Source organism: Prevotella rectalis, from assembly GCF_900607215.1.
GTDB lineage: Bacteria > Bacteroidota > Bacteroidia > Bacteroidales > Bacteroidaceae > Prevotella > Prevotella brunnea.
The window spans coordinates 474,598-496,803 of the sequence record NZ_LR027820.1; the positions used below are offsets into that span (position 1 = coordinate 474,598).

General features: G+C 46.6%; 17 protein-coding genes, 1 other RNA gene and 1 pseudogene. 5 read left to right on the forward strand and 14 right to left on the reverse strand.

What is annotated here, in order from left to right; all coding sequences use genetic code 11:
- Nucleotides 1–208 precede the first annotated feature (208 nt).
- The 5 genes from E0E16_RS13460 to E0E16_RS02885 form a co-directional block, all read right to left on the reverse strand.
- Nucleotides 209–454 carry a MuF-C-terminal domain-containing protein gene (locus tag E0E16_RS13460; RefSeq protein WP_158635991.1) on the reverse strand — a complete coding sequence of 82 codons (246 nt, stop codon included), beginning with the start codon at nt 452–454 and terminating at the stop codon, nt 209–211.
- A gap of 168 nt (nt 455–622) precedes the next feature.
- A complete protein-coding gene (locus E0E16_RS02865; RefSeq protein ID WP_130828740.1) occupies nt 623–1,939 on the reverse strand; it encodes a zinc-dependent metalloproteinase lipoprotein in 1,317 nt (438 codons plus the stop codon).
- A 12-nt stretch (nt 1,940–1,951) separates the two neighbouring features.
- Nucleotides 1,952–3,391, reverse strand: a complete 1,440-nt coding sequence (locus tag E0E16_RS02870) for a hypothetical protein (RefSeq protein WP_130828741.1) — start codon at nt 3,389–3,391, stop codon at nt 1,952–1,954.
- Nucleotides 3,392–3,565: 174 nt separating this feature from the next.
- Nucleotides 3,566–5,164 (reverse strand): helix-turn-helix domain-containing protein, encoded by a 1,599-nt coding sequence (locus E0E16_RS02875; RefSeq protein ID WP_130828742.1) that lies wholly within the window; start codon nt 5,162–5,164, stop codon nt 3,566–3,568.
- A 242-nt stretch (nt 5,165–5,406) separates the two neighbouring features.
- Nucleotides 5,407–6,348, reverse strand: coding sequence for an IS30 family transposase (locus E0E16_RS02885; protein WP_130828374.1), 942 nt, complete (start codon nt 6,346–6,348; stop codon nt 5,407–5,409).
- A gap of 360 nt (nt 6,349–6,708) precedes the next feature.
- Between E0E16_RS02885 and rnpB the strand changes: the two genes are divergently transcribed.
- From rnpB to E0E16_RS14800, 4 genes are all read left to right on the forward strand, one after another.
- An RNA gene (gene rnpB / locus E0E16_RS02890) (RNase P RNA component class A) lies at nt 6,709–7,087 on the forward strand.
- Between the two features lie 69 nt (nt 7,088–7,156).
- On the forward strand, nt 7,157–7,594 hold the full coding sequence (locus E0E16_RS02895) for a hypothetical protein (protein WP_130829723.1): 438 nt from the start codon (nt 7,157–7,159) through the stop codon (nt 7,592–7,594).
- A gap of 45 nt (nt 7,595–7,639) precedes the next feature.
- The gene (locus tag E0E16_RS02900) at nt 7,640–8,047 is read left to right on the forward strand and encodes a YkvA family protein (protein WP_130828743.1); all 408 of its coding nucleotides are present in this window, start codon (nt 7,640–7,642) and stop codon (nt 8,045–8,047) included.
- Between the two features lie 236 nt (nt 8,048–8,283).
- On the forward strand, nt 8,284–8,574 hold the full coding sequence (locus E0E16_RS14800) for a DUF3843 family protein (protein WP_369406403.1): 291 nt from the start codon (nt 8,284–8,286) through the stop codon (nt 8,572–8,574).
- A 788-nt stretch (nt 8,575–9,362) separates the two neighbouring features.
- Here E0E16_RS14800 and E0E16_RS02910 read toward each other — a convergent pair.
- The 8 genes from E0E16_RS02910 to pyrB form a co-directional block, all read right to left on the reverse strand.
- Nucleotides 9,363–10,748 carry a threonine/serine exporter family protein gene (locus tag E0E16_RS02910; protein ID WP_231728270.1) on the reverse strand — a complete coding sequence of 462 codons (1,386 nt, stop codon included), beginning with the start codon at nt 10,746–10,748 and terminating at the stop codon, nt 9,363–9,365.
- Nucleotides 10,749–10,872: 124 nt separating this feature from the next.
- Complete coding sequence (locus E0E16_RS02915) at nt 10,873–12,561, reverse strand: putative transporter (protein ID WP_025876843.1); 1,689 nt, start codon at nt 12,559–12,561, stop codon at nt 10,873–10,875.
- 151 nt (nt 12,562–12,712) lie between these two features.
- Nucleotides 12,713–13,612, reverse strand: coding sequence for a LysR family transcriptional regulator (locus E0E16_RS02920; RefSeq protein ID WP_130828744.1), 900 nt, complete (start codon nt 13,610–13,612; stop codon nt 12,713–12,715).
- A 144-nt stretch (nt 13,613–13,756) separates the two neighbouring features.
- Complete coding sequence (locus E0E16_RS02925; protein ID WP_130828745.1) at nt 13,757–15,295, reverse strand: toxin-antitoxin system YwqK family antitoxin; 1,539 nt, start codon at nt 15,293–15,295, stop codon at nt 13,757–13,759.
- Nucleotides 15,292–16,461 (reverse strand): replication initiation protein, encoded by a 1,170-nt coding sequence (locus E0E16_RS02930; RefSeq protein WP_130828746.1) that lies wholly within the window; start codon nt 16,459–16,461, stop codon nt 15,292–15,294. The genes E0E16_RS02925 and E0E16_RS02930 overlap by 4 nt, the downstream gene beginning before the upstream one ends.
- Before the next feature lie 460 nt (nt 16,462–16,921).
- Nucleotides 16,922–17,380, reverse strand: coding sequence for an aspartate carbamoyltransferase regulatory subunit (gene pyrI / locus E0E16_RS02935; protein WP_130828747.1), 459 nt, complete (start codon nt 17,378–17,380; stop codon nt 16,922–16,924).
- A gap of 49 nt (nt 17,381–17,429) precedes the next feature.
- Complete coding sequence (locus E0E16_RS02940; RefSeq protein WP_240048176.1) at nt 17,430–17,864, reverse strand: BACON domain-containing protein; 435 nt, start codon at nt 17,862–17,864, stop codon at nt 17,430–17,432.
- 71 nt (nt 17,865–17,935) lie between these two features.
- Nucleotides 17,936–18,880, reverse strand: a complete 945-nt coding sequence (gene pyrB, locus E0E16_RS02945; protein WP_130828748.1) for an aspartate carbamoyltransferase — start codon at nt 18,878–18,880, stop codon at nt 17,936–17,938.
- Nucleotides 18,881–19,051: 171 nt separating this feature from the next.
- Here pyrB and E0E16_RS02950 point away from each other — a divergent pair, with 171 nt between their 5' ends.
- Nucleotides 19,052–21,355: a transglycosylase domain-containing protein gene (locus tag E0E16_RS02950; RefSeq protein ID WP_130829725.1), complete on the forward strand. Its 2,304-nt coding sequence runs from the start codon at nt 19,052–19,054 to the stop codon at nt 21,353–21,355.
- 452 nt (nt 21,356–21,807) lie between these two features.
- Here E0E16_RS02950 and E0E16_RS02955 read toward each other — a convergent pair.
- Nucleotides 21,808–22,072, reverse strand: a pseudogene (locus E0E16_RS02955) (transposase); the annotation flags it as partial.
- Nucleotides 22,073–22,206: the final 134 nt, after the last annotated feature.

A 22,206-nucleotide genomic window follows, 5' to 3' on the forward strand; every position in this document is an offset into this window, starting at 1 on the left:
GCTTATTTCAACTATTTTATCATGGTCGAGAGATTTTATCAGCTGACCATATACCGGCTGTCCGAAGAAATGTGTACTTTTGCCCATGTTATCTGAGTTTGGAAACAAAAGCAAAGATAACAAAAAGGGCTGATACCTCGTGAGAAGTGTCAGCCCTAATTCATAAAAAATGTGGGATGTTTAGCGGACAGTAATAAATTTTTATCATTTATTGAAACATAGATAGCACCTTGGCTTGCAGAGCTTTTTCTTTGTTTATATAGGTAAGACAGCCTTTGTTTATCCAGTTTACAACATTACTTTCCCTTTTGCCAAATACAGAAGAAACAATATTGAAATCAACATCAACACCGTTTTTGCTAAGAGTAATTGCAACCATTATATTTTTCCTTTGTGAACGAAGTTTTGTATGTATAGTACGATTACTCTCTCGCTGATAATTGTTGATATCAATTCAAAAGCCGGAAAGAAAAGAATAAAAAGCAGTGGAAGTACAGAGAAAGGAAAGATGAATTACACATGTTTAAGGACACTACCCAGTACCCAATATAAAACCACCCGAAACAAGATGGTGCGTTCCGGGTGGTTTGATTTTTTGTTTATTTCTTTCTGTTGTGTGTGATTACTGACAGATGGCGTGTCGTACGGGCATTTTGAAGTTTCGCTTGGAAACGATTTTCTGTTTAGCTGTGCGAATTTTCGGTCCTGGTACGAACGGACTGTGCAGCAATACGTATTGCATTCTTTTGGCTTGTTCTTCTGTAAATTTGTTTCTGAGCGTCCAATAGTAATCCATTATGTTGTTCGATGTGAACTGTTCGCCTGTAATGCTGTTGGTTCTCAATATCCACTTGTTTACGTCCTCCTGTGTGAATTTTGGATGTGCCAGTTTGTATTTTGAAAGCTCCTTCAGGTATTTCTTACGGTTATAGGTGGGTGTGTCTTTACAGAAGTCGCTGTCTTCGTTGTAGTCGGTTTTCATATTGGCATCTTCTCCAAACACGTGTCTCAGCCCGAGGTAGTGTCCTAATTCGTGAGCGATGGTTGACACGAAGTTGGTGCTTTCGAGGCTGTTTCCGGGTTTGGTGTAAGCGTAGAGGCTGTTTACGCTGACGCAATATGAGATGGGCAATTCGGTCGGCGCAATGTTGTTTGGAAGTTTTTCCAGACCGTCGAGCGCGTCGGGAGCTATGGTATATGGAAGTGTTGTGACACCGGTTATATCCGGATCAGAGAAGTTGTACAGGCAGATGTTCACGTAGCGGTTTTGATCCCACAACAGGTCTCTGTAGCGTTTTGGAGCAGCTTCTGTATATCCCATGAACCGTTTGTAGTCTATTTTATCGATGTTCCATTGTACTCTGTGTACTCCTGGCTCAGCCATTGTGACCCCATTGGGTGTTTCTGTCGCCATAACGAATTCCACATTGAGGTGAGGTGCGGCTTCTTTCCATATTTTGTTTACATCGGATAGCACTTCTTTCAGGTATCCTTCTCTTAAGTTTTGCTTTTCGTTTTTGGCGTCTCGGTAGATGACATGAAATACGACGGGAAGTTTGTAAGCGTAGTTCTCATCAGGTTTCTGAGCAGTCTCCTGTACTATTTCGATGGTTTTCGTTTGTGTTCCATCTACTGTTGCGAGGGTGAGAATGTCTTTTCGCTCATCTCTGTACAGGTTTTCCGTTATATTGATTTCTACTTCTCGTGTGCCTTCTCCGTTTGTAATTTCAGGAACGGCCCATCCTTGTTTCGATGAGATAGTCCATGCCACGTTTGATGTGACCTTGATGTTTATTTTTGCTCCCTCTACGGGGGCTTTTATTTCTGTTTTGTCAATTTCGAGTATTGAGTTTTGTATTACATTCTCATCTTCGCATGAAGCAAAAAGCATTGCTGTGCCGAGAATCATGAATAGCATGATTTTTCTTATCTGTTTCATAATCGTGTTCGCTTATTTGTTAAAAAATGAATTGTTGATGCTTTTTCGGGGCATGACTTTTCTCAGGATGTTGTTTTTTCTGACTCCGAGGACTCCGGGTTTTGCGTATTGACTGTAGTCGGCAATTCCTGATGTGGGGCCTGTATAGTCAATGGTGATGTGCTTACCCTGTGGTGTTGTCAGATCAGCCTTGACCGTGATGTCTGTTCCCTTGGTGGTAATGGTAATTTTTCCTCCACTCACCAGACCTATTGACTCATAGTCGAGTGCATTGCCGATGCGGGTATAATAAGTTCCTTGTGGGACATACATTCCGAATACTTCTCCGTACAGACCTGCGATGATTGTAAATGGTTGTAGGGTTATGCCAGGGGCGGACGTCACTACCTTGTCGTATGTGCCTGCCAATTTGCTGATGTCCATGGATGGACTGTAAGGTGTGAGCAGTGTGAGGTTAAGTAAATCGCCTGCTCCTGAGATGAATCCGCCTTGGTCGGTAGGCGTGTTGTAGAATGTCAGATTATATGTTCCGTACTGTCCGGCTTTGTCTTTGGAGTAGTTGCCTGACATGTTGGTTGGAACTACGTTCACGTCTTTCTCCAGTGGGTTGTAAACTGCTGGGTCAAGGCAGGTGAATGGGAGCTTTCCGCTGAAGTGGCATTTGATGTTTTTCTCTACGCCGTTGTCTTCAATCTTCAGGTCAGCGTCAAATGTATAGACGTCGTCTTTTGTGCGATCAACTTTTACGTCTCCGTCAACGATTTTGTATTCGTATCCGTTTGATGCCACTCCGTCTTTTACTTCTGTTGCGATTACGAAGTTACAGTTGAAAGCATCGGCTGTGCCTACCTCGTGTCCGTCAGACAGATGATAGGTGCCTGGATTCAGTTTCGCGTTCCGACTGTCGTTTGAGAGGACGTCGCCTATGAAGAGACGAAGTGCATGGTCGTTCACGCGGGTTGGGAGTCCTGATGTGCTTATGGGGCCATCGGTAAAAGCCAGCATGTAATAGCCTACGTTGTTTTTATAGAAGTCTCCGTAGTACTGTATCCATCCCTCTTTCAACTCTACATCGTAGGCGTATGTTTTTCGAGTTGTGAATGCGAGTGTTGTAGTTTTCACTTCCGTTACGTTGCGTACTGCTATATATACGACGTAGTCTTTTTCGGGGAGGAGGTTGTTGATGGTTACTTCCTGTTTCCCGCCTTGCAGCGACAGTGCCTGTCCGTCTTTGAGTATTGTGGCAGGTGTGGGAGCTTTTTCTGTTGCAAGTTGGCAGATGTATGCTCCGGCTTCGGTCGGGTTTCCTTCAACGCTGAACATGAATGATTCTGTTCCGGTTTCAATGGCAGTTACCGATAGGTCGGGTATCACTGCCCGTGTTTCGTCTGTTTCGCAGCCTGCCAATGCCAATGCTGTCAGCAGGAGAAATGCATGGATAAAATTTTTCATAAGTGTTTTATTATTATTGTTATGTACGAATCGGATTGTCTGCACGATGGTTTGAATGCCGTCTTCGTGCGATAGAACGCTGCGGTTCGTCAGTTACAAAATTAAACAATTATGCTTAAAAGATTAATAAAAAAATGGAAAATTGTGTGACTTTACATAAAAAATCACACAATTTTAGGCTTTTGTATGTGTTTTTGCTATTTTCTGATAATCTGATGGTGACAATCCAGTAACTCTTTTGAAGGCTCTCGAAAAGCTTTCTCTTGCCTTGAAGCCTACGCTGTGTCCGATGGATTCAAGTGTGAATCGTTGGCTGTTGGTTATATCGTTCATGCGACGGCACGCTTCTTTAACTCTGTATTCGCTCAGGAGCAGAATGAAGGATTGTCCGAACTTTTCGTTGATGACTTGTGATATGTCCTTTTTCCCGGCATGGCATAGTTTTGCCAACTGTTCGATGCTGAAATCCTCGTTGTAGATCTCTTCCGATTCTTTCATTACTTTTTCTATTTTCTGCCTGAGCATGGATTTTCCTTCTTCGTCGAGGTTGCTTTTGCTGTATTTTGGTTTGCCGCCGGCAATTTGTAGTTGCATTCTCTGATAGAGAGTGATGTTTTGATTCTTCAGTCGTCTGTTTTTTCTGAATAGTATAATGAGAAAAGCTATGGTTATGAGTACGATGCCAGCGCTAAGGAGTGCCAATAGGTTTTGCAGTCGGCGTTTTTGTTTTAGGTTGCTCACTTCGTTTGCAAGGCTGCGCACGTTGCTAAGCAGATGGTTGTTTTTCACGCTGTTGAGGTTGTTGGCAATGAGCAGTGAGTCCCGATTTCTGTAGTATGCCAGTTGGTATCGGTCGGCGCTTTCTTTCTTTCCTTTTTCGTTAAACAGTGCGCAGAGCAGTTTGTCGGCATCGGTTTCCACGTCTTTTAGTTTCAAGGTTCTGCCCATTTGTTCTAGTTTCAGGGAGTAGGCGAGTGCAGAGTCTGGTTGTCCAGCCATTTTATATATGCTTGCTATGTGCCAGCATGAGGCGCATCGCAGTCGATCGTCTATGCTGTTCCTTCCGTATTTCATTTGTTTTTTCAATATGGCGGTGGCTTCTGCGTAGCGTTTTTTTTGTAGCGCTCTGACCACTTTCAGCATCATTCGGGCATATTGCTGGTGTGGTGTGGGCTTGGTGATGTTTGTTTGTTCAAACAATTCGGTCTGCTTCCTGAATGCGTTGATGTTTTCTTTTTCCAGTCCGAAGTTCCAGAAGTTGATGAACGAGGACACCATGTTTGTCCAGTCTTTCATCTGTAGTGCCTTGTTGAAAGCCTTTCGGTAGTAGTGGCGTGCCGCTTCGACGTTGTTTGCCGATGGGAAGCATACGGCATAAAGGCTATAGAGGTGTCCCATGTTTTGATTGATGGAAATGCGCAGTTTTTCGTCTTCGCAATATTGGTTAGCTTTTATGAGGCACTCCATGGCACTGGCGTAGTCGAAAAGATAGAACATATAGATGAATCCGCTTCGGTTGTAGCCTATGGCGATGTAGCGTTTTTCCTCGGTGGTAAGTCGTTTTTTGTGTTGGAGTTTAGTGATTAGCATGATGTTGTAAATCAGTGCGCTGTCAGGGCGGTTGCCTACAACGAGCGCAGCGTCTGCCATGTTTAGCAGTTGTCTTTCTGTCATTTTTGTTTTCAGCCCGCCCCAGTCCTCGTTTTGCGCATGAATCAATGGCAGTGTAAGGAGCAGAAGGCACAGGATGATGCTATAGCGTTTCCAGTTCATATTGCAAAGATACAACTTTATATTGAATGCGAGATGGATATCTATTTCAAAAACTCGCTCTTTCCTTTTCAATTGCGGTCGCAGAGTCAACCAGCAAGTGCAAAATTATAAAACGTATTTGAAGAATTCACACTTTGGAGTAGAAAAGTTTAATTTTTCTCTCGGTCTTTCGTTCAATTTCTTTTGTATCGACATAATTCTCTTGTCTNNNNCGGCCGCAGAGTCAACCAGCAAGTGCAAAATTATAAAACGTATTTGAAGAATTCACACTTTGGAGTAGAAAAGTTTAATTTTTCTCTCGGTCTTTCGTTCAATTTCTTTTGTATCGACATAATTCTCTTGTCTGTGTAATGTTCAAACGAATCCTTTTTCGGTATATATTGTCTGATTAGTTTATTTGTATTCTCAATAGCTCCCTTTTGCCAAGAACAATATGGATCAGCGAAGTATACGGGCACGCCCAAGAACTTGGTAATATCCTTATGTGCCGCAAATTCAGGTCCGTTGTCTGTTGTAATGGTCTTCAGAATGTCCTTGTATGGTAGCAGCAGTTTTCTAACTACCTTTGCCAGAGGCTTTGCCTGCTTCCCAAATGGCAGTTTCTGCATAAGCAGCATATTGGTGGATTTCTCTACCAGTGTGAGTATGGCATGCTGGTCAGGGTCTACGATCAAGTCCATCTCAAAATCTCCAAATCTCTTCCCGTCAACTTCCTTACTTCTTTCATGGATACTCAACCTGTCTTTAATTGGAAAATGCCTGCCCTTGGGACGATGCCTGTATTTCATCTTATGCCTTGTGTGTTTGGCAAGTTCCCCTGTTGTATCATTATGAATGATATTATAAATGGATTGGTGGGACACCTTTATTCCCTCATTCTTGCGCAGATAACCTGATATTTGTCGTGGAGACCACTGGTCATTGGTGATATATTCCTTAATTCTCCAGACTAATTCGTTAGAGAGCCTGGCGTTCTTTACCGTTCTCTTTCTGCGCTGCATAGCCATATCGTGCGCCTTTGTCCAGATATACTTTTCTGATGGCGTGCTGTTGCGTTTGATTTCACGTGATAGTGTTGACTGACTGATGCCGACGATTGTGGCAATCTCTTTTCTCCCTGTTTTCTTTTGGAGTAAGGCGAAAATTTGCGACCTTTGCTCCGAGGTTAATTGATGATATTTCACAATACAAAGTTAATTAATCTTGGGGAGACAGAGGTCTCCCTTTTTTATTTGTATTGCTGGTTGTTTTTTTTCCTCGCCGAGAGATGCAGACAACCTCTCGCTACGCTTCGAGAACGTCTGCATCTCTCGGCGAGGGCTACTCTTTTATTGCACTTCGTTTTGGAACTTGCAGGTGTTGTCTGCCAATAGTATTAAAACCCTTGTTATGTTTTCGTCTCATGTTTTTGATCAGGAATTTTTTTGCTTTAGTGAAAACAACTTCTTATACTTTTTGAAAAATCATTAAGGAAACTGCCTAAAAAAAACAAATATCCTTTGCTTTTTATACGAAATACATTATCTTTGCAAAGAAATACTTAGGTAGTACCCTGGTTCTGTCGCTGGTATTTTTATACGAGAGGAAAGTCCGGGCAGCATAGGGCATCCTGCTTCTGAAAGTAGAAGCTATTGGCAACAGTAGATATAGGTAGAAGAAAATAACCGCCATCAACTGTGGTAAGGGTGAGAAGGTGGTGTAAGAGACCACCGGGCAAGATAGGTAACTGTCTGCTCGTACCGTTCAGGAGCTGCAAGTTCATGTAAACCGTTGTTTGAGAGTTGCCCGCTCGAAACTATGTTACAACGGAGGGTAGAACGCTATACTGTATGAGGCGACTCGTCAGACAGATAGATGACAGATGTTTTCATCTTTCGAAAGAAAATGAAAAAACCGAACCCGGCTTATAGGGGTGCTGCTTATTTTATTACTCACATCTCTCTCTCGTGAAAATGGGAGAGAGATGATGAGATTTTCCAACACACAATGAACATGAAGTTTTCACAGGAATATAGAACTGCTTTGTATGACTTTCAACATCAGGTTGAAAGTAAAATAAAGAACAATGAACATGATGCCACATTCCCTCAACGGCCTTCACAGCTAAGTGAAGAAGAACTTGCGGATTATCTCTTTGAGTATCAGGCAGCTTTAGATAGTGCAGGGAGTGAGAGATCTCAATATACGATTGCCGGATTTCTTATTTTTTTACCAATCATTGTGCTATCTGCCTTTCCAGATCAAACTCTCCCTTTTAAGGGGTTCTATAATGTTCTGATGGCGATTGGAATAGGATTGGTATTATTTCTCGTTTATAAAATCTTATCTAAGTTGAACGTACAGCGAAAAATAAAAGTGGTAAATACAAAGTATCCTTATGCGAAGAATTATGTGGACAAAGTTATTGACTATCAAACGGTAAAGGGATAATTAGCGAGTAGAATATCTTTTCAAGAAACAAAACCTTTAATGAATATGGAATTACCAGATTTAACCAAATATACGAACCGCTTTTCAAAGACAGGGTTTATAGATAAAATTCAGCGTATCGCGAAGAGATCCGGTGCTAAATTGGTTTATGCCGCTTTAATACTTTTCTATTCAATGGAGAGCGACAAAATCTCAATCAAAGACAAAGCAATTATAATAGGTGCATTGGGTTACTTGATTACCCCATTGGACGTGATTCCGGATGCAATACCGATTACAGGTCTGGGTGATGATCTCGCTGTTTTGATTTACGTCCTTCATAAGATATGGGGAGAAGTGGATGAAGACGTGAAGAATAAAGCGCATAAAAAGCTAAGTCAATGGTTTGATGAGGACGAAATGAAAGCTGCCGACAACCTATTCTCTAAAGATAAATTAGATGACCCGATTTGATTTATCCGATTTGCGCATTGAACTTATGAATTAAATATAATAACAACTGCAATTAATGAATTAAGACAAATGTTTCTGCAATACATCATTATCACTGTTGTTTTGTTGGCTTCGTTAACTTATGCCATTGCGCTTATTGTCAAAACTCTTAAGATAAAAAAAGGAGTTTGTGATGGATGTCCCGGCTGTAAGCTTAGTAACAAATCACAGGGAGGACAAAAATAAATGAAAAGAATATTATTGTTTTCATTCCCGATGAACACAAAGAATTTGAAACCATAACCAATGTAGCACAATGTATCAGTGATAAAAACAATCCCTATTACGATCCGACCATAGACGTGGATAGCTGTTGGCACACCTTTATAAATCTATTTTCACAAGAAATGCTGGAATACCTTTTCAATCACAATATGTTCGCCAATCTTATGTTTCCCACGACAAACGGTAATAAAGCAGAAGCGAGGAAATTGGTAGTGGAAAACTGGGATTTCTTGGCCAGATGTTATAAACGAATGAACTATTAAATACCAATATCGAAAGCAAAATTAAGAAAAAGTTGGAAGCACTTCCGACAGAGAATGTTATTAGTTTGATGATGAGTCTGTCCGGGTAATACAAAAGACAAGCATATTCTTTATTTAGCCGGGTCATTGAAGACGCGAAAATCCTTCCCGGTTATATGGGAAAAATTCAATAATGTCCTAATTATTCTTCGTTCGTCTATTCAAAGCTTAGCTTTTGCTTTCCAAAAGGTAAGCTTTTGCAATGCAAAAGGTCATGGATTGGAGTGCAAAAGCTAAGCTTTTAAATCGGAATTAATATCATTCTGATTATCAATAGATTATGAATGGTGTTCCGGACGTAGCTTTTGTAATATAATTTCCTGATGATGGTCGAAGAGAATGTTCGCTATCAAGCGTTTGTTTACCATCGCATGAATACGAATTTTGGGGTCATGAAGGAATATGTGTTATTTACCATTGCAAGAAAATACGTCCAAGCTCATGATTTGATACGACCTTGCATTAGGCTTCCACAAAATCATTTAGGGCACTATTGAGAAAAAGATAAAAGATTTCTCACTGCCATACAACATTGAAAAATTCTAATAAGCGATTTGGGTTGAAAGAAAACAGCGTACAATCCAATAAGAATCGTACGCTGACACTGTGTAGGCTTTGAAGTGTGGCGGAAGCAATGCCGCTTTTTCAAGTCACCATGTCAGTAGTTTACGGATTATCGCGACACAGTGCTCCGCCGACAACACAGTTAGGTAAAAATCGTCAGTCAGTATCTGCCCCCTCGCCTACCACTACGAGAGTTCCGACAGATGAGTCATCTCGTTGTGCTTCGTGCGACGTGCCTGAACGAGTTTGAGCAGGCGCAGCATCGACTTCGGTTCAATCATCCGTCTGACGAAAATATTGGGTATAGCCACTCCCAGCGCTATGAACAGGATGACGAGACTGGCCTTGATGCCGTAGTTGAAGGCCACCGTCAGCTCGCCGACGACGCCCGTCATCTCAATGAAACCGAAGAGCGAGCGATACATGAGCACACCGGGAATCATGGGAATGACCGCCGGAATGGCTATGACCTGATGGGGAATGTTGTGCCACACCATCTGCCGGGTGGCAATAAGGCTGATGAGTGCCGAGCCGACGAACGAGCCGATGATGATGCCCTGGTCGAGTCCCACGTTGCCGTTGCTCTCCCCAAGGTTGACGAAGTTGCGCGTGCAGACGGCAATGATGCCTGAAATGGCCAGCACAGGGAGTATGCGCCGCGGCGTGTTGTAGATGGTTGAGAAACCCATCGCCGAGATGGCCGCTGCCAAAGCATAGTCGAAATAAGTGTTGTGGGGCGTCATGCTGAGGTCCTTCACAAAGTTGTCGATGCCGCAAATCTGAATGGCCAGCACAATTCCGAACGACATGGCGAGCAGCATCATCAACGTAGTGTAGGCCCTTGTCGCACCCACCGACACATGGTTGCTCACCATGTCGCTGACAAAGTTGATGAGCGGCACACCAGGGACGATGAACAGCGTGCAGGCCATCAACGGATGGTAGGGCGTGGCACTATGCATGAATGCCGGAACGCTCGCCGCAATCTCCGGGTCGAGCGACAGAAAGGAAGTGAGCCAGGCCAGTATGGTGGCTAAAAAGGCACTGACAGCTATTGCCACATAGGTGTTAATGTCGTGCCGTGCCAGCCACATCTTCAGTCTGAAGCCCAGTATGGCGGGCAGCGACGCATAGAAGAAGGCCGTCCAGTCGCACCCGAACTGCACACAGAAGCCACCACACGCAAAGCCAGCGGCCACGGCTATCATCCAAGGGGTGTAGTTCTTCGGCACGTGGCTCAGTGCATCGAGTTCCTCTTCGTACCTATCGAGACTCCAGTCCTCACGCAGCGCCTGCCAAAGCATCTTGCTGACGCGCGAAATGACAGTGAACTCGATGACGTGGTGGTCGCACCGCTGGTATTTGGAGAACGAGTGTCGCTCGTCGCTGATATTCACCATGATGATGTCGTAGTCAAGGTGAATGTGAACATACTCCTCAGGCAGTCCGAGGAAAGCCTCGCAGCGTCGTAGGTTACGCATGATTCTGTTACAGTCGGCATTGCTCGACATGAGGATGGCACCTGTGCGCACAAGTAGGTTGAGTTTGCGGCGCAGTTCGTGCTCTGTCATGTTTCGTTCGTCATCAATGGCCTGTCGTCGCAGCGCCGCTTCCTCGTGAAGCAGCAGCTCGTCGAGTTCCATCGATCTTTCGGGCTTTGAGGATTTGTCTCCTTGCATGTTGTAAACGTTTTATTTAGACGATAGACATGATGAGCACCTGAATGATGATGATGCGCAGAATCATGGCCAAGGGGTAAACAATCGTGTAGCCGATAGACGGTACATCGGTGGAAGTCAGTTCGTTAGCATAGGCCAGTGCCGGAGGGTTCGTGTTGCCACCCGACAGCACTCCCATCAGCGTGAAGAAGTTGAGGTGCATGAAATAGCGGCCGATGATGCCCCCGATGAGTATCGGCAGCATGGTGATGGCCAGTCCATAGCCTGCCCACTGCAGCCCTTCGGCAGTGACAACGGTTGAGATGAAATCGCGACCGGCCTGCAATCCCACACAGGCGAGGAACATCGTGATGCCGATTTCACGCAGCATGTTGCCCGATGAGAAAGTGGCGATGTTCAGCAGATGATGCTTCGTTCCGAAATAGCCCATCAGTATGGCGATAATCATTGGTCCGCCAGCCAGTCCGAACTTAATAGGCTGCGGCAGTCCTGGAATGATGAAAGGAATATGGGCGAGCACACAGCCGAAGGCTATGCCTATAAAGATAGGAATAAGGTCACCGTAGGAAGTGCGATTGTTGCGCTTCGACACTTCAGAGTCGGTGTGTGCCAGTGCGTTTTCTGTGCCAACGACGGTCAGCACGTCACCAGTCTGCAACACGAAGTCAGGAACGGCAACATAGTCGATACCGTTGCGGGTTACTTTCGCCACGTTTGCCCCAAAGCGCGACCTGATATTGAGTTCCTTAATGGCCTTGCCGTTTAGTAAAGTATTGGAAACCAAGAATCGGTTTACATTCATGATGCTGTCGAACTTCGTCCAGTCGAAGTCAATTACTTGTCCGAAGAGTGCCTTCATGATGGCAACGTCCTTCGGAGCGATAGCCACGCCGATACGATCGCCCTCGTGTAGCATGGTGTTTCCTGAAACAATGTGGCATGTTGAGTCATCGTCCTTGAACACAATGCGTGTGACCATGAAGTCGCACTTGGCAAACTGGCTGATTTCGCCTATCGTCTTGCCGATGATTCGCTCATTGTCCACCTCGACGGTGATGTGGCGAATGCTCAACCTCTCTGTGCTGCCGAGTCCGCGAAAGGCATTTTCCTCTTCCTTTCGGAGATTGATGCGCAGCACGTAGCGAAGGATAATGAATGAGAGAACAACGCCCAGCACACCCATGGGATAAGTGACGGCATAGCCGATGGCAATCTTTGGTGCGTCAATGCCGAAGATGTCGGTCGTTGCCTGTTGTGCCGCACCGAGCGCCGGGGTATTGGTGACCGCACCGGAGAGGATGCCTGCCATGGTGGGCATGGGGATATTGGCGACATACTTGATAATGAGCGTTATCAGAATGCTCATGGCAAGGACCATCAGCATCAGTCCGTTGAGTGCAAGACCTCCGCGACGGAACGACGAGAAGAAACCGGGGCCTACCTGAAGGCCGATGGCAAAGACGAAGATGATCAACCCAAGTTCCTTCACAAAGTGGAGTAAGTTGGGCTCAAGGGTCATGTTGAACTGCCCGAAGAGTATGCCGACGAGCAACACCCAGGCAAGTCCCAGCGACACTTGCTTGACTTTGATTTTGCCCAAGAGCAGCCCAAGAGCCATCACGATTGACACAATCAGGACAGAATGAGCCACTCCGCCGCCCCAAAAATCAGGGAATCCACAAAAAAGATTCTGCAATAAATCCATATCCTTTTATATTTCAAAATTAAATTGATAATTGTAAATCTGTGGCAAAGGTATGGATTTACGACAATCGGCAGAATCATTGTTTACTGATTCTACCGATTGCTGGTATCATTGAAACTAATAGCAGGTGGCAACGATGGTCTCAGGCGACTCAATCCAAGGCCCGCTGCACCATGACCGCTGTGGTCTGGGTAATCATTTTGATGAACTCCTGTGTCGAACACTTCACGTATGCGCCCTTGAGCAGGTGGATGCATCCGCTGATTTCATTGCCCTCGGCGATGATGGGGATTGCTCTGAGGTCGTGGCTCTTGATGATAGTCGATTCCGCCAGTATGGTGGCGTATTTGGCATGACTGATAAGATCGAGCAAAAGGCTGACGTTGTTGACTTCCACCTTCACGTTGTAGTTGTAGTCGGTGCGCTCAATGAGTTTCTCGAATGTGTTGCGGGCCTGCAATCCACGGCAAGGGAGCACAAGGTCGTAGTGCTGAAGCTCGTCGAGGGTGATGCCATCGGCATGGTAGAGGGGATGGTTGCGACTGACGATGACAGCCAGCCGGTTGGCGAAAAGTGGGCGGCGGTCGATGGCTGCGTCGCCTTTCGGTGAGCTGAGAGCCAGCATAATGTCTATCTCTCGTTGCTTGAGCATCTCCATCAGTTCCTCCATCGAGTCGTAACGGATGTTGAGTTTCACCTTGGGGTATTGCCTGAGAAAGGCGATAACGGCTTTGGTGACGATGGAAGCGAAAGAGAAGGTCACACCGATGTTCAGCTCTCCCGTCCGAAGGCTCTGCAAATCGGTCATGTGCTCCATGCATTCGGTCACGGAGTCTATGGCTTTGCGCGCCACTGGTGCAAATTCACGTCCCGCCTCTGTGAGATGAACCTCATGACTGTTGCGCTCGAAGAGGGGTTGACCGACTTCCTGTTCGAGTTGGCTGATCTGCTGCGACAGATTGCTTTGCGAAATGAACAGTCGGCGACTTGCTGTCGAGAAGTTCAACGTCTCTGTTACCATCAAAAAATATTTGAGTTGTCTGATTTCCATAATCCTATTCTGACTCTTTCAGTTTTCCGTTATTTTGTCATACCTTACCTTTCACCTTGTCATAGCTTACCTTTCACTTTGTCATAGCTCACCTTTCACTTTGTCATAGCTCATCTATTGTTTTGACGGTGCTTGAAGACGGGGTTATTTTGCTTCCAACTGCACGTGGTAAAGCCCTGCATACGCACCATCGACGTGGGTGAAGATGACGATGACGGCATAGGGATCGCCTGCCTTGTTGTGAGCGGGATGCTGCAAAACGAAGTTGCCGTCCATGTCACGGAAGTCTCCTCCGCCCAGCACCGTGAACCCTTGCGCCAGTGCATCCTCTGCCAAATGCGTCATTTCGTCGGCCGAACTCGTATAGAGATTGATGCGCTGGATGGTGAAACGGTTACCCATGCCGACGCCGAAGAATCCCATCTGACGTGGGTTCTCGCCCGAAACGATGTCCTTTCCCGACTCATCGTCGTAGTACATGTTATGATTGTAGGCGAGTTCCTTCTGCGCCCCGTGACCCTTGATGGTCTGCGACAGTGTGAGACCGTGACTGGCGGCCAACGAATCGAAGAAGGTCAGTTCGTTGGTGCGGTTCTCTCCGCCTGCCAAAAGCTGGTAAAGGGCGGCAAAGGAGAACTCTCCCTTGGCACGGGGGATGGCAGGATGTGATGGCTTGGCTGGTTTTTCGGCTTCTTGTCGTACAGGTTTCGGCACTTGGGTGGTGGCGATACGGGCGGCGGTGGCGGCGCCGACAGCGGCAGCATCGGTGACTTTGCCTCGCTTCAGCTGGGCTCTTGCTCCTTTTTTGGTGGTTGGTTTCGACTGGATGTCTGCAACTGGCGGAACCGTCGCTGGCGTTTCGTGTGCCGGCGGCTCAGCAATCCCTGGCTCTGGATAGCGAACGGTCTCGGCAAGTCTTTCCGACTCGGTCTTCTCCCGTTCAAATCCACTCGGCGAAACATTGCCGTTGTCAGCCACGGGGGTCTCGCTCCGCGCAACGTCGGCAATGGTTTTGTGCGACGGCAGCTCACGCTCCCCTGACCGGGCGACGGGCTTTTGCTGGTCCATTCCCGACGCAACGGCCTGTGCCTGCGCCATGATGAGGGGCTCGTCCTTCCGATACTCTTCGCAGAAGCTGTCGGTGTGTGTCTGTTGGCTGATGTATTTGTCGTGGCCTCCTCGCTGTTCGCTCACCTTTGAGCCGTTACGCCAAACGGTGGTGTATTCAAGTTTCCCCGATTCGTTGTAGGTGTAGGTGGTTCCGTTGAGCAATCCGTTGTTGTAGTTGAGCTTCATGCCCACCATGCCACTGGGATAGAACGAGACGGCTCGCCCATGAGCCTTCCCACCCTTATAACGCATGATCGACTCCACACGTCCCGACCGGTGGAAGGTGCGCGCCACTCCCGTGAGCACCGTGCGACGGTCGTCCTTCCGGTTGATGCTAACGTAGTGTTTCTCGGCGCACAGTCGCCCGTCGAGTGTGTATTCGCGGAACATTTTCCTGCCTTTGGCGTCTCGTGTCATGATTCGGTAGAATGCCGCTCCTTTGGCATTTCCTACGCCGTATCCGTTCTTGTTGTAGAAGATGGCACTTTTAGGGTAGTGGTGTGGTGTGGGCTGTGCTGCCGTTGGATGAAGTGCGAGCGTGAGCATGAGTAGGTTCAGTAGTAGCTTTCTCATTCTTTCAGTTCCTCCACTTCTGTGTTGGGTACTTCGCGATCCTTGAGCATCTGATCAAGACTTTTGAAAGTGTAGGCTGCTTTGTCATTAATATAAGTGGTGGCGAACCGTTGCCTGAGATCGATGAGTTTTTGCATTGCCTCGGGATAGGTTTCCGCCGTGATACGGTTTGCCATTTGCTTGGCGTTCATTGGCGTGAAGCCGAAGTATTGCACGAGCATTTGTTGGAACTGGCGGCGTTGCAATTCGGTCATCTCCTCCAATTGGGCGTTCATCTTGTCTTTTGCTCTGTAGATGACGAACACCAATTCGTCGGGTTCTCCGCCACGTTGTCCATGGTCGTATTTTTTCTTGTAGTCGAAGTAGCAATCACAAAATCCCTTGTCAGCCAAATCCTTGAGTTCCTGTTTTGCCGGTTCGAGAACGCGTCGGCAGAAGTCTGAGAATTTTTTGTAGTTATTTTCCAATCGCAGCATCTTTCTGAACTCGTAGGTTTTTATCACTGTTCTTCCCTTATCTATCCATGACTCTATGAACATGTAAATGCGTTGTGTGTATCGGTTCTTGCAGGCGAAGACGATTTGTTTTCCGAGTCGGTGGTAGCCAAAGTCGAGCGATACGAGGCGTTCTGCCACCGAACGGTCGAGTTTCAGTATGGCGTATTTGTTATAGGAGCGGTCTTCCGGGATATATACGTCGCAGAGGTTGGTCGCCTTGGTGTATTTTCGTCCCTCTGAGGTTTTGTAAGGTATTTCCACCGGTATGGATGCCAGCATTTTCAGCGAGTTGCGCAGTTGCGGATAATGGTTGGGATCTACTCCCAACTCCTTGAATGGCAGTTTGATGGGCATTCTTCCGTCCTCATCGAGCTCGTTGGTTTGAAAGAGATCCAACTGTGGCGACCTTTTATTGTTAAGTATGCCGTGCAGAATGTTTTGGAGGCTCTCCACTATCGACACGAGTATGCGCACCTGTATGAGCGAGTAGTCGTGTCGCATCATTGTTACGGCGATGGGTTGTAGTAGCCATGTCTCCTCCTCAATGGGAATGAGCTCGTCTGATATGCTTCGTTTCACGGGTGCTTTCTTTGCTTTTGCTCCCCATTTCCGTGTTGTCTTTTCAGCTGTTTGTGCCGTTTTCTTTTCTTTGTCTTGCGTGGTTGCCATATAAGTTTACCGATTTTGTCTATCCGGGTTTGCGCTTGTTTTACCTTTCGCTTTCCCATACCTTTTGTTTGTTGGGGGAATGCTCGTGAAATTGCCGAGCGCAGCCCACATTCTGCAAAGATAAGTAAAGTTTTTCATTTATGCGTGTTTGTGGCGACAAAAAAATAAAATTGTGTCGTTCTAGATAAAATGAAGAGCTTTTCGTTGCAATGTGAATATGAAAAGGAATGTCAATGAGCGTTTCTGATGTATCTTGTTGCAAGGGCTAACACACTGAATGATTACATGAGATGTATTATCTATCAACCATTGATAATAATGTATTTACAAGAATCTGTTAAATCTGATATTTTGCCATTATCAGGCAATCTTTGTTTGTAAAGGCGCGAGCTATTCTGTGGCAAGATATGAGAAATAGAGTCGGGAGGGAGATGCACTCACATCTTTATAGATGGTTTCCCTATTCGCATAGTTCTACCTTATCTATATATTGCTCCTTGTCGCAATAATGGCATTTCAGAATGCCGTGCTCCTTGTCCACAACATTGAAGATGGTAGGCATGGGTTCGTTGTTGGTGATGCACTTGGGGTTGTTGCATTTTACGATGCCGTGTAACTCGTCTGGGGTTACCACTTTTTTCTTTTCCACCACTTCGTAGTCTCTGATGATGTTCAGCACGATGTTCGGAGCCACCACTGAGAGACGCGAGATTTCATCGTCGGAGAAGAACTTATTGCTGATTTTGATGATGCCTTTTCGTCCTATCTTGTCGGATGAGAAGTTGCATCCTATGGTAACAGGTGTAGCAAGTTTTTGGAGTTCCAGCAGATTAACCACCTGAAAGGTCTTCCCTGCCGGTATATGGTCTATGACGGTGCCGTTCTCGATGGCGGCTACAAGTCTTTCTTTCTTTGACATTTTCTTTCTTTGTTGTTGGTGTTGATAATAGGGTAGGGATGGCTTTGTCCTATTCCTTCTTCTGTACTATATTTATGGTGTCGAAGATGTCGCCTGCCGTTACATAAACTGTGAGGGTGCGTTCCTTGCCCGTCGTGTTGGGTTCGATGGTGAGCCAGTAGGTGTTGCCTTTCACCTCAATCTCGTACCAGTCTTTTTTAATATGGCGGTAATCCCATTCTTTGCCTTCCTCGACGGCGAGAAATTTCTTGCCATCAACGGTGACGTATGAATCGAGCCATGGTCGGCTGTAGTTCGTGCAGGTGACGGCGAACGTTCCTCCTTTCGCCTCGGCAGTAATCTTGGTGGGATTGCCTGGGTGATCAGCTACCCATTCCATTGGATCCCACAATCCGTCTGGGTCGGTCTTGTCGCCACAGGAGGCGAAGCCAAGCAATGCGCTTGCCATAAGCAGGCAGCATGCGATGTGTTTTGTTTTTCTCATATTTGTAGTTATTATCGTTGAATTGCGATAGCGGGTCGCGACATTGCGACATCCGCACCGCCCCACGTTGGTTATAGTATCGTCTTGTCCGCTCTCACTGCTTCGAGTGTAATGCCGAGCGAATAGCAGTAGATTGCCTCGCGCGCGAAGAGTCCGTTCTTTGCCTGTTGTATGTAGTAGGCGTGTGGATTTTCGTCCACGTCGTAGGCAATCTCGTTCACTCGTGGCAGCGGATGCAGGATTTTCATGTTGGATTTCACACCTTCGAGCATGCTGTTGCGCAGTATATAGACGTTCTTCACGCGTTCGTATTCCATGAGGTCGGAGAAGCGTTCCTTCTGTACGCGAGTCATGTAGAGGATGTCGGCGTTGGCAATCTCTTCTGATGTAAACCGGCTGCTTTCGGTGAACTTTATGTTGTGATTCTTGCAGTACAGCTTATATTCATCAGGCATCGCAAGTTCTTCAGGCGCAATGAAGTGGAATGTTGGATTAAAGTGTCTCATTGCCATTATGAGCGAGTGTACGGTGCGTCCGTATTTCAAGTCGCCCACGAGATAGATGTTCAGATTTTCGAGCGTTCCCTGCGTCTGATGAATGGTATAGAGGTCGAGCAGGCACTGTGAGGGGTGTTGGTGCGCTCCGTCTCCGGCGTTGATGATGGGGACGGGAGCCACCTCGGAAGCATATTGCGACGCTCCCTCAATGTAATGCCGCATGACGATGGCATCGGCGTAGTTGCCCACCATAAGGATAGTGTCCTTCAGCGTTTCGCCCTTGCTCACACTCGAGACTTTCGCATCGGTGAAACCGATGACGCGCGCTCCGAGCCGGTTGGCAGCTGTCTCGAAACTGAGTCGTGTGCGAGTGGACGGTTCGTAGAAGAGGGTAGCGATGACCTTTCCCTTGAGCAATTCCCGGTTGGGATGTTTCTCGAACTCCTTCGCCATCGTGACAAGGTAGAGTATCTGTTCTTTGGACAGGTTTCGGATGTTCACGAAGTTATGTCTTTCCATAAAAAATACGAGTTAGTCTGTTTCGAGTGTAAAGGTACGGAAATATTTTTGTCATTGCCAAAAAACGAGACAATAATTTTGCACTTTCCTCAAATTCAATTATCTTTGCAAAGGTTTACAACGTTCCGGCAACAGCCATTGTCGGCAGATAAGATAAGTATAGACACGCGCATGAGACGACACATCGTACATTTTCTTTGGGCAATGCTGCTCATCCTCCTTACGCTCACGGCGGTTTTCTTCGTGGCGGTGTGGCACGGATGGGTGGGTTATATGCCTGATATGGAGGAGCTTTCCAACCCTGTCGATAAGTTCGCTTCACAGGTTTATTCCTCTGATGGTCAGCTCATCGGAACGTGGAATCAGGATAATGCCAACCGTGTGGCAGTGGATTACAACAGTCTGTCGCCCCATCTCGTCCACGCCCTTGTCGCGACAGAGGATGAACGATTTTACGAACATTCCGGCATTGATTTCATCGCGCTCGGACGTGCCATCATCAAACGTGGTGTGATGCGACAACAAAGTGCCGGAGGCGGTTCTACCATCACTCAGCAATTGGCAAAACAAGTCTTTTCAGAGAAAGCACACAGTACGCTGGAACGCTTGCTACAGAAGCCAATAGAATGGATTATTGCTGTGAAACTCGAACGCTACTTCACCAAGGAAGAGATAGTGGCAATGTATTTGAACTATTTCGATTTCCTGCACAATGCAGTGGGTATCAAGCGCGCCGCCAATGTCTATTTCAACAAGGAACCGCAACAACTCAGCGTTACACAGGCAGCTACTCTCGTGGGACTCTGCAAGAATCCTTCGCTTTTCAATCCCTTGCGCTACCCACAACGCTGTCGGCAGAGACGTAACGTGGTGCTTATGCAAATGAAAAAGTGCGGATACATCACTCATGAGGAATACAACGAACTCATACAGCGCCCCCTTGACATTGCCTATACACGCTACAAGCCCGTGGACGGCTCGGCGGATTATTTTCAGGCATTTTTGCATCAGTACATGATGGCGAAGAAACCCGAACGCGAGAATTATCCTGAATGGAAAACACGCGAGTTCACACTCGACTCCATTGCGTGGGAACAAGATCCGCTCTACGGCTGGTGCAACAAGAACCAGAAGCGAAATGGTGAGAACTATGACGTGAATACCGATGGATTGCGCATTTTCACCACCATCGACACTCGTATGCAGCAATATGCCGAGAAAGCTGTACGAAAACATGTGGGCGGATACCTGCAGGCGGAATTCAACAAGGCGAACCGTTATAAACGCAACGCGCCATTCTCTGACAACATTTCTCGGACGAACATTAAGGCCATCCTGAACAGGGCTTGCAAACAGAGCGTGAGATACAGGCAGATGAAGGAGATGGGAGCATCTGACGAGGAAATCGTGCGCAGCTTCCGCACACCCCACGAAATGACACTCTTCACCTATCACGGTAATATCGACACACTCATGACACCCATCGACTCCATAAGATATTACAAGTCGTTCCTCCGTGCCGCTTTCATGAGTATGGACGTGCGCACGGGAGCCGTAAAAGCCTACGTGGGGGGGATAGACTATGAGCATTTCAAATACGACATGGTGATGGGCGGACGCCGACAGGTAGGTTCCACCATCAAACCTTATCTCTATGCGCTCGCCATGCAAAACGGAATGACACCTTGCAGTACTGCTCCCAACGTGCAACGTACCTACGGCGGATGGACGCCACGCAACACCTCGCGAGCACGCTACGGACAACAGGTAACGTTGAGATGGGGATTGCAGCAATCGAACAACTGGATATCGGCCTATCTTATCAATCTCCTCGGACCATCGCAGTTCGTGAATATCTTACACGACTTTGGCTTCAACAATCCCGACATCGACAAGAACACGTCACCGGTGCTTTGTTTGGGTCCGTCGGAACTCTCCGTGGGCGAGATGTGCAGTGCCTATACCACTTTCGCCAACCGTGGTGTGAGGTGCGCGCCACTCTTCGTTACGAAGATAGAAGACAGTCATGGCAATGTCATCGCCAAGTTCCAACCGCTTATGAATGAGGTCATCTCGCAGGAGAGCGCGTATAAAATGCTGGATATGCTGCAAGCGGTCATCGATGGAGGCACCGGTGGACGACTGCGTTATCGATTCAATATCGAAGGACCCGTAGGAGGAAAGACAGGTACTACCAACAACAACTCCGACGGATGGTTCATGGCATTCACACCCCAGCTCGTCAGTGGTTGTTGGGTGGGCGGTGAAGACCGCGACATTCATTTCGATAACACGGCAATGGGGCAGGGAGCCACCATGGCATTGCCCATTTGGGCTTATTACATGCAGCAGGTTTATGCCGACCCCCGATTAGGTTATACCCCCGAGTCCCATTTCGAGATTCCGTCATCGTTCAATCCCTGCGAGTCGGTCGATTCCGTATTCGTGAACGGCATTCAGGAAATCTATTTCTAACCGGTTTTAACCCCGTTCGCTATAGCTCATAGCAATACTTGCTTGTCCGGACAAGACAACAGACAAATATTTTCTTTATTTAGTCGGGGCGTTGAAGACGCGAAAATCTTTCTCGGCGATATGGGAGTAGTTCAATATTGTCTTGTTTTTTCATTCTATCCATGCAAAGCTTACCTTTTGCATGCCGAAAGCTAAGCTTTTGTACTGCAAAAGGTCATGAATCGGGGCTCAAAAGCTAAGCTTTTAAATCTAGACTAATATTCCACTGAATATCAATAGGTTACAAATCGCATCCCGAGTACTGTTTTTGTCATGTTATTTCATGGCGATGACAGGGGCAAAATGGGCTCAATAGAAATTTCCTGGGGAATAATTTGTTATTTATCTTAATAATTCCGGCTTTCGCATCATGGAAGAACATATGTTACGCTGTCATCCTTCAAAAGCTCGACTTACAACCAACAGATGATTGAATACCCCTTTGTTTCATTAAAGTTGGAACCCACTCCTTGAATACTCCATTTTATCATGGTTCGAATAAGGCACAAAAGAAACCGCATGGCTCTTTTGAAGTTGAAGGCAAGCCGCAGCGAGCATCACGTTGATGGCATCACCCAAGAGACCCTTGTAGAAGTTCCTCCCCAATCGATGATCTGCCTTGCAGTGCCCTATGACAGGCTCTATTCCTGCTCTCTTGCGGAAGAACCTTTGTTTTTTCTTTTTTATTACTGTCCGCTAAACATAGAAATCCTCATTCCAACTCATTGAGACACAATAGTTCGGATGACAGCATGTTAGTGACAAGCCCCCTTATTCATTTTCTGTTACCTCGGGTGGCGATTCAGCCGCTG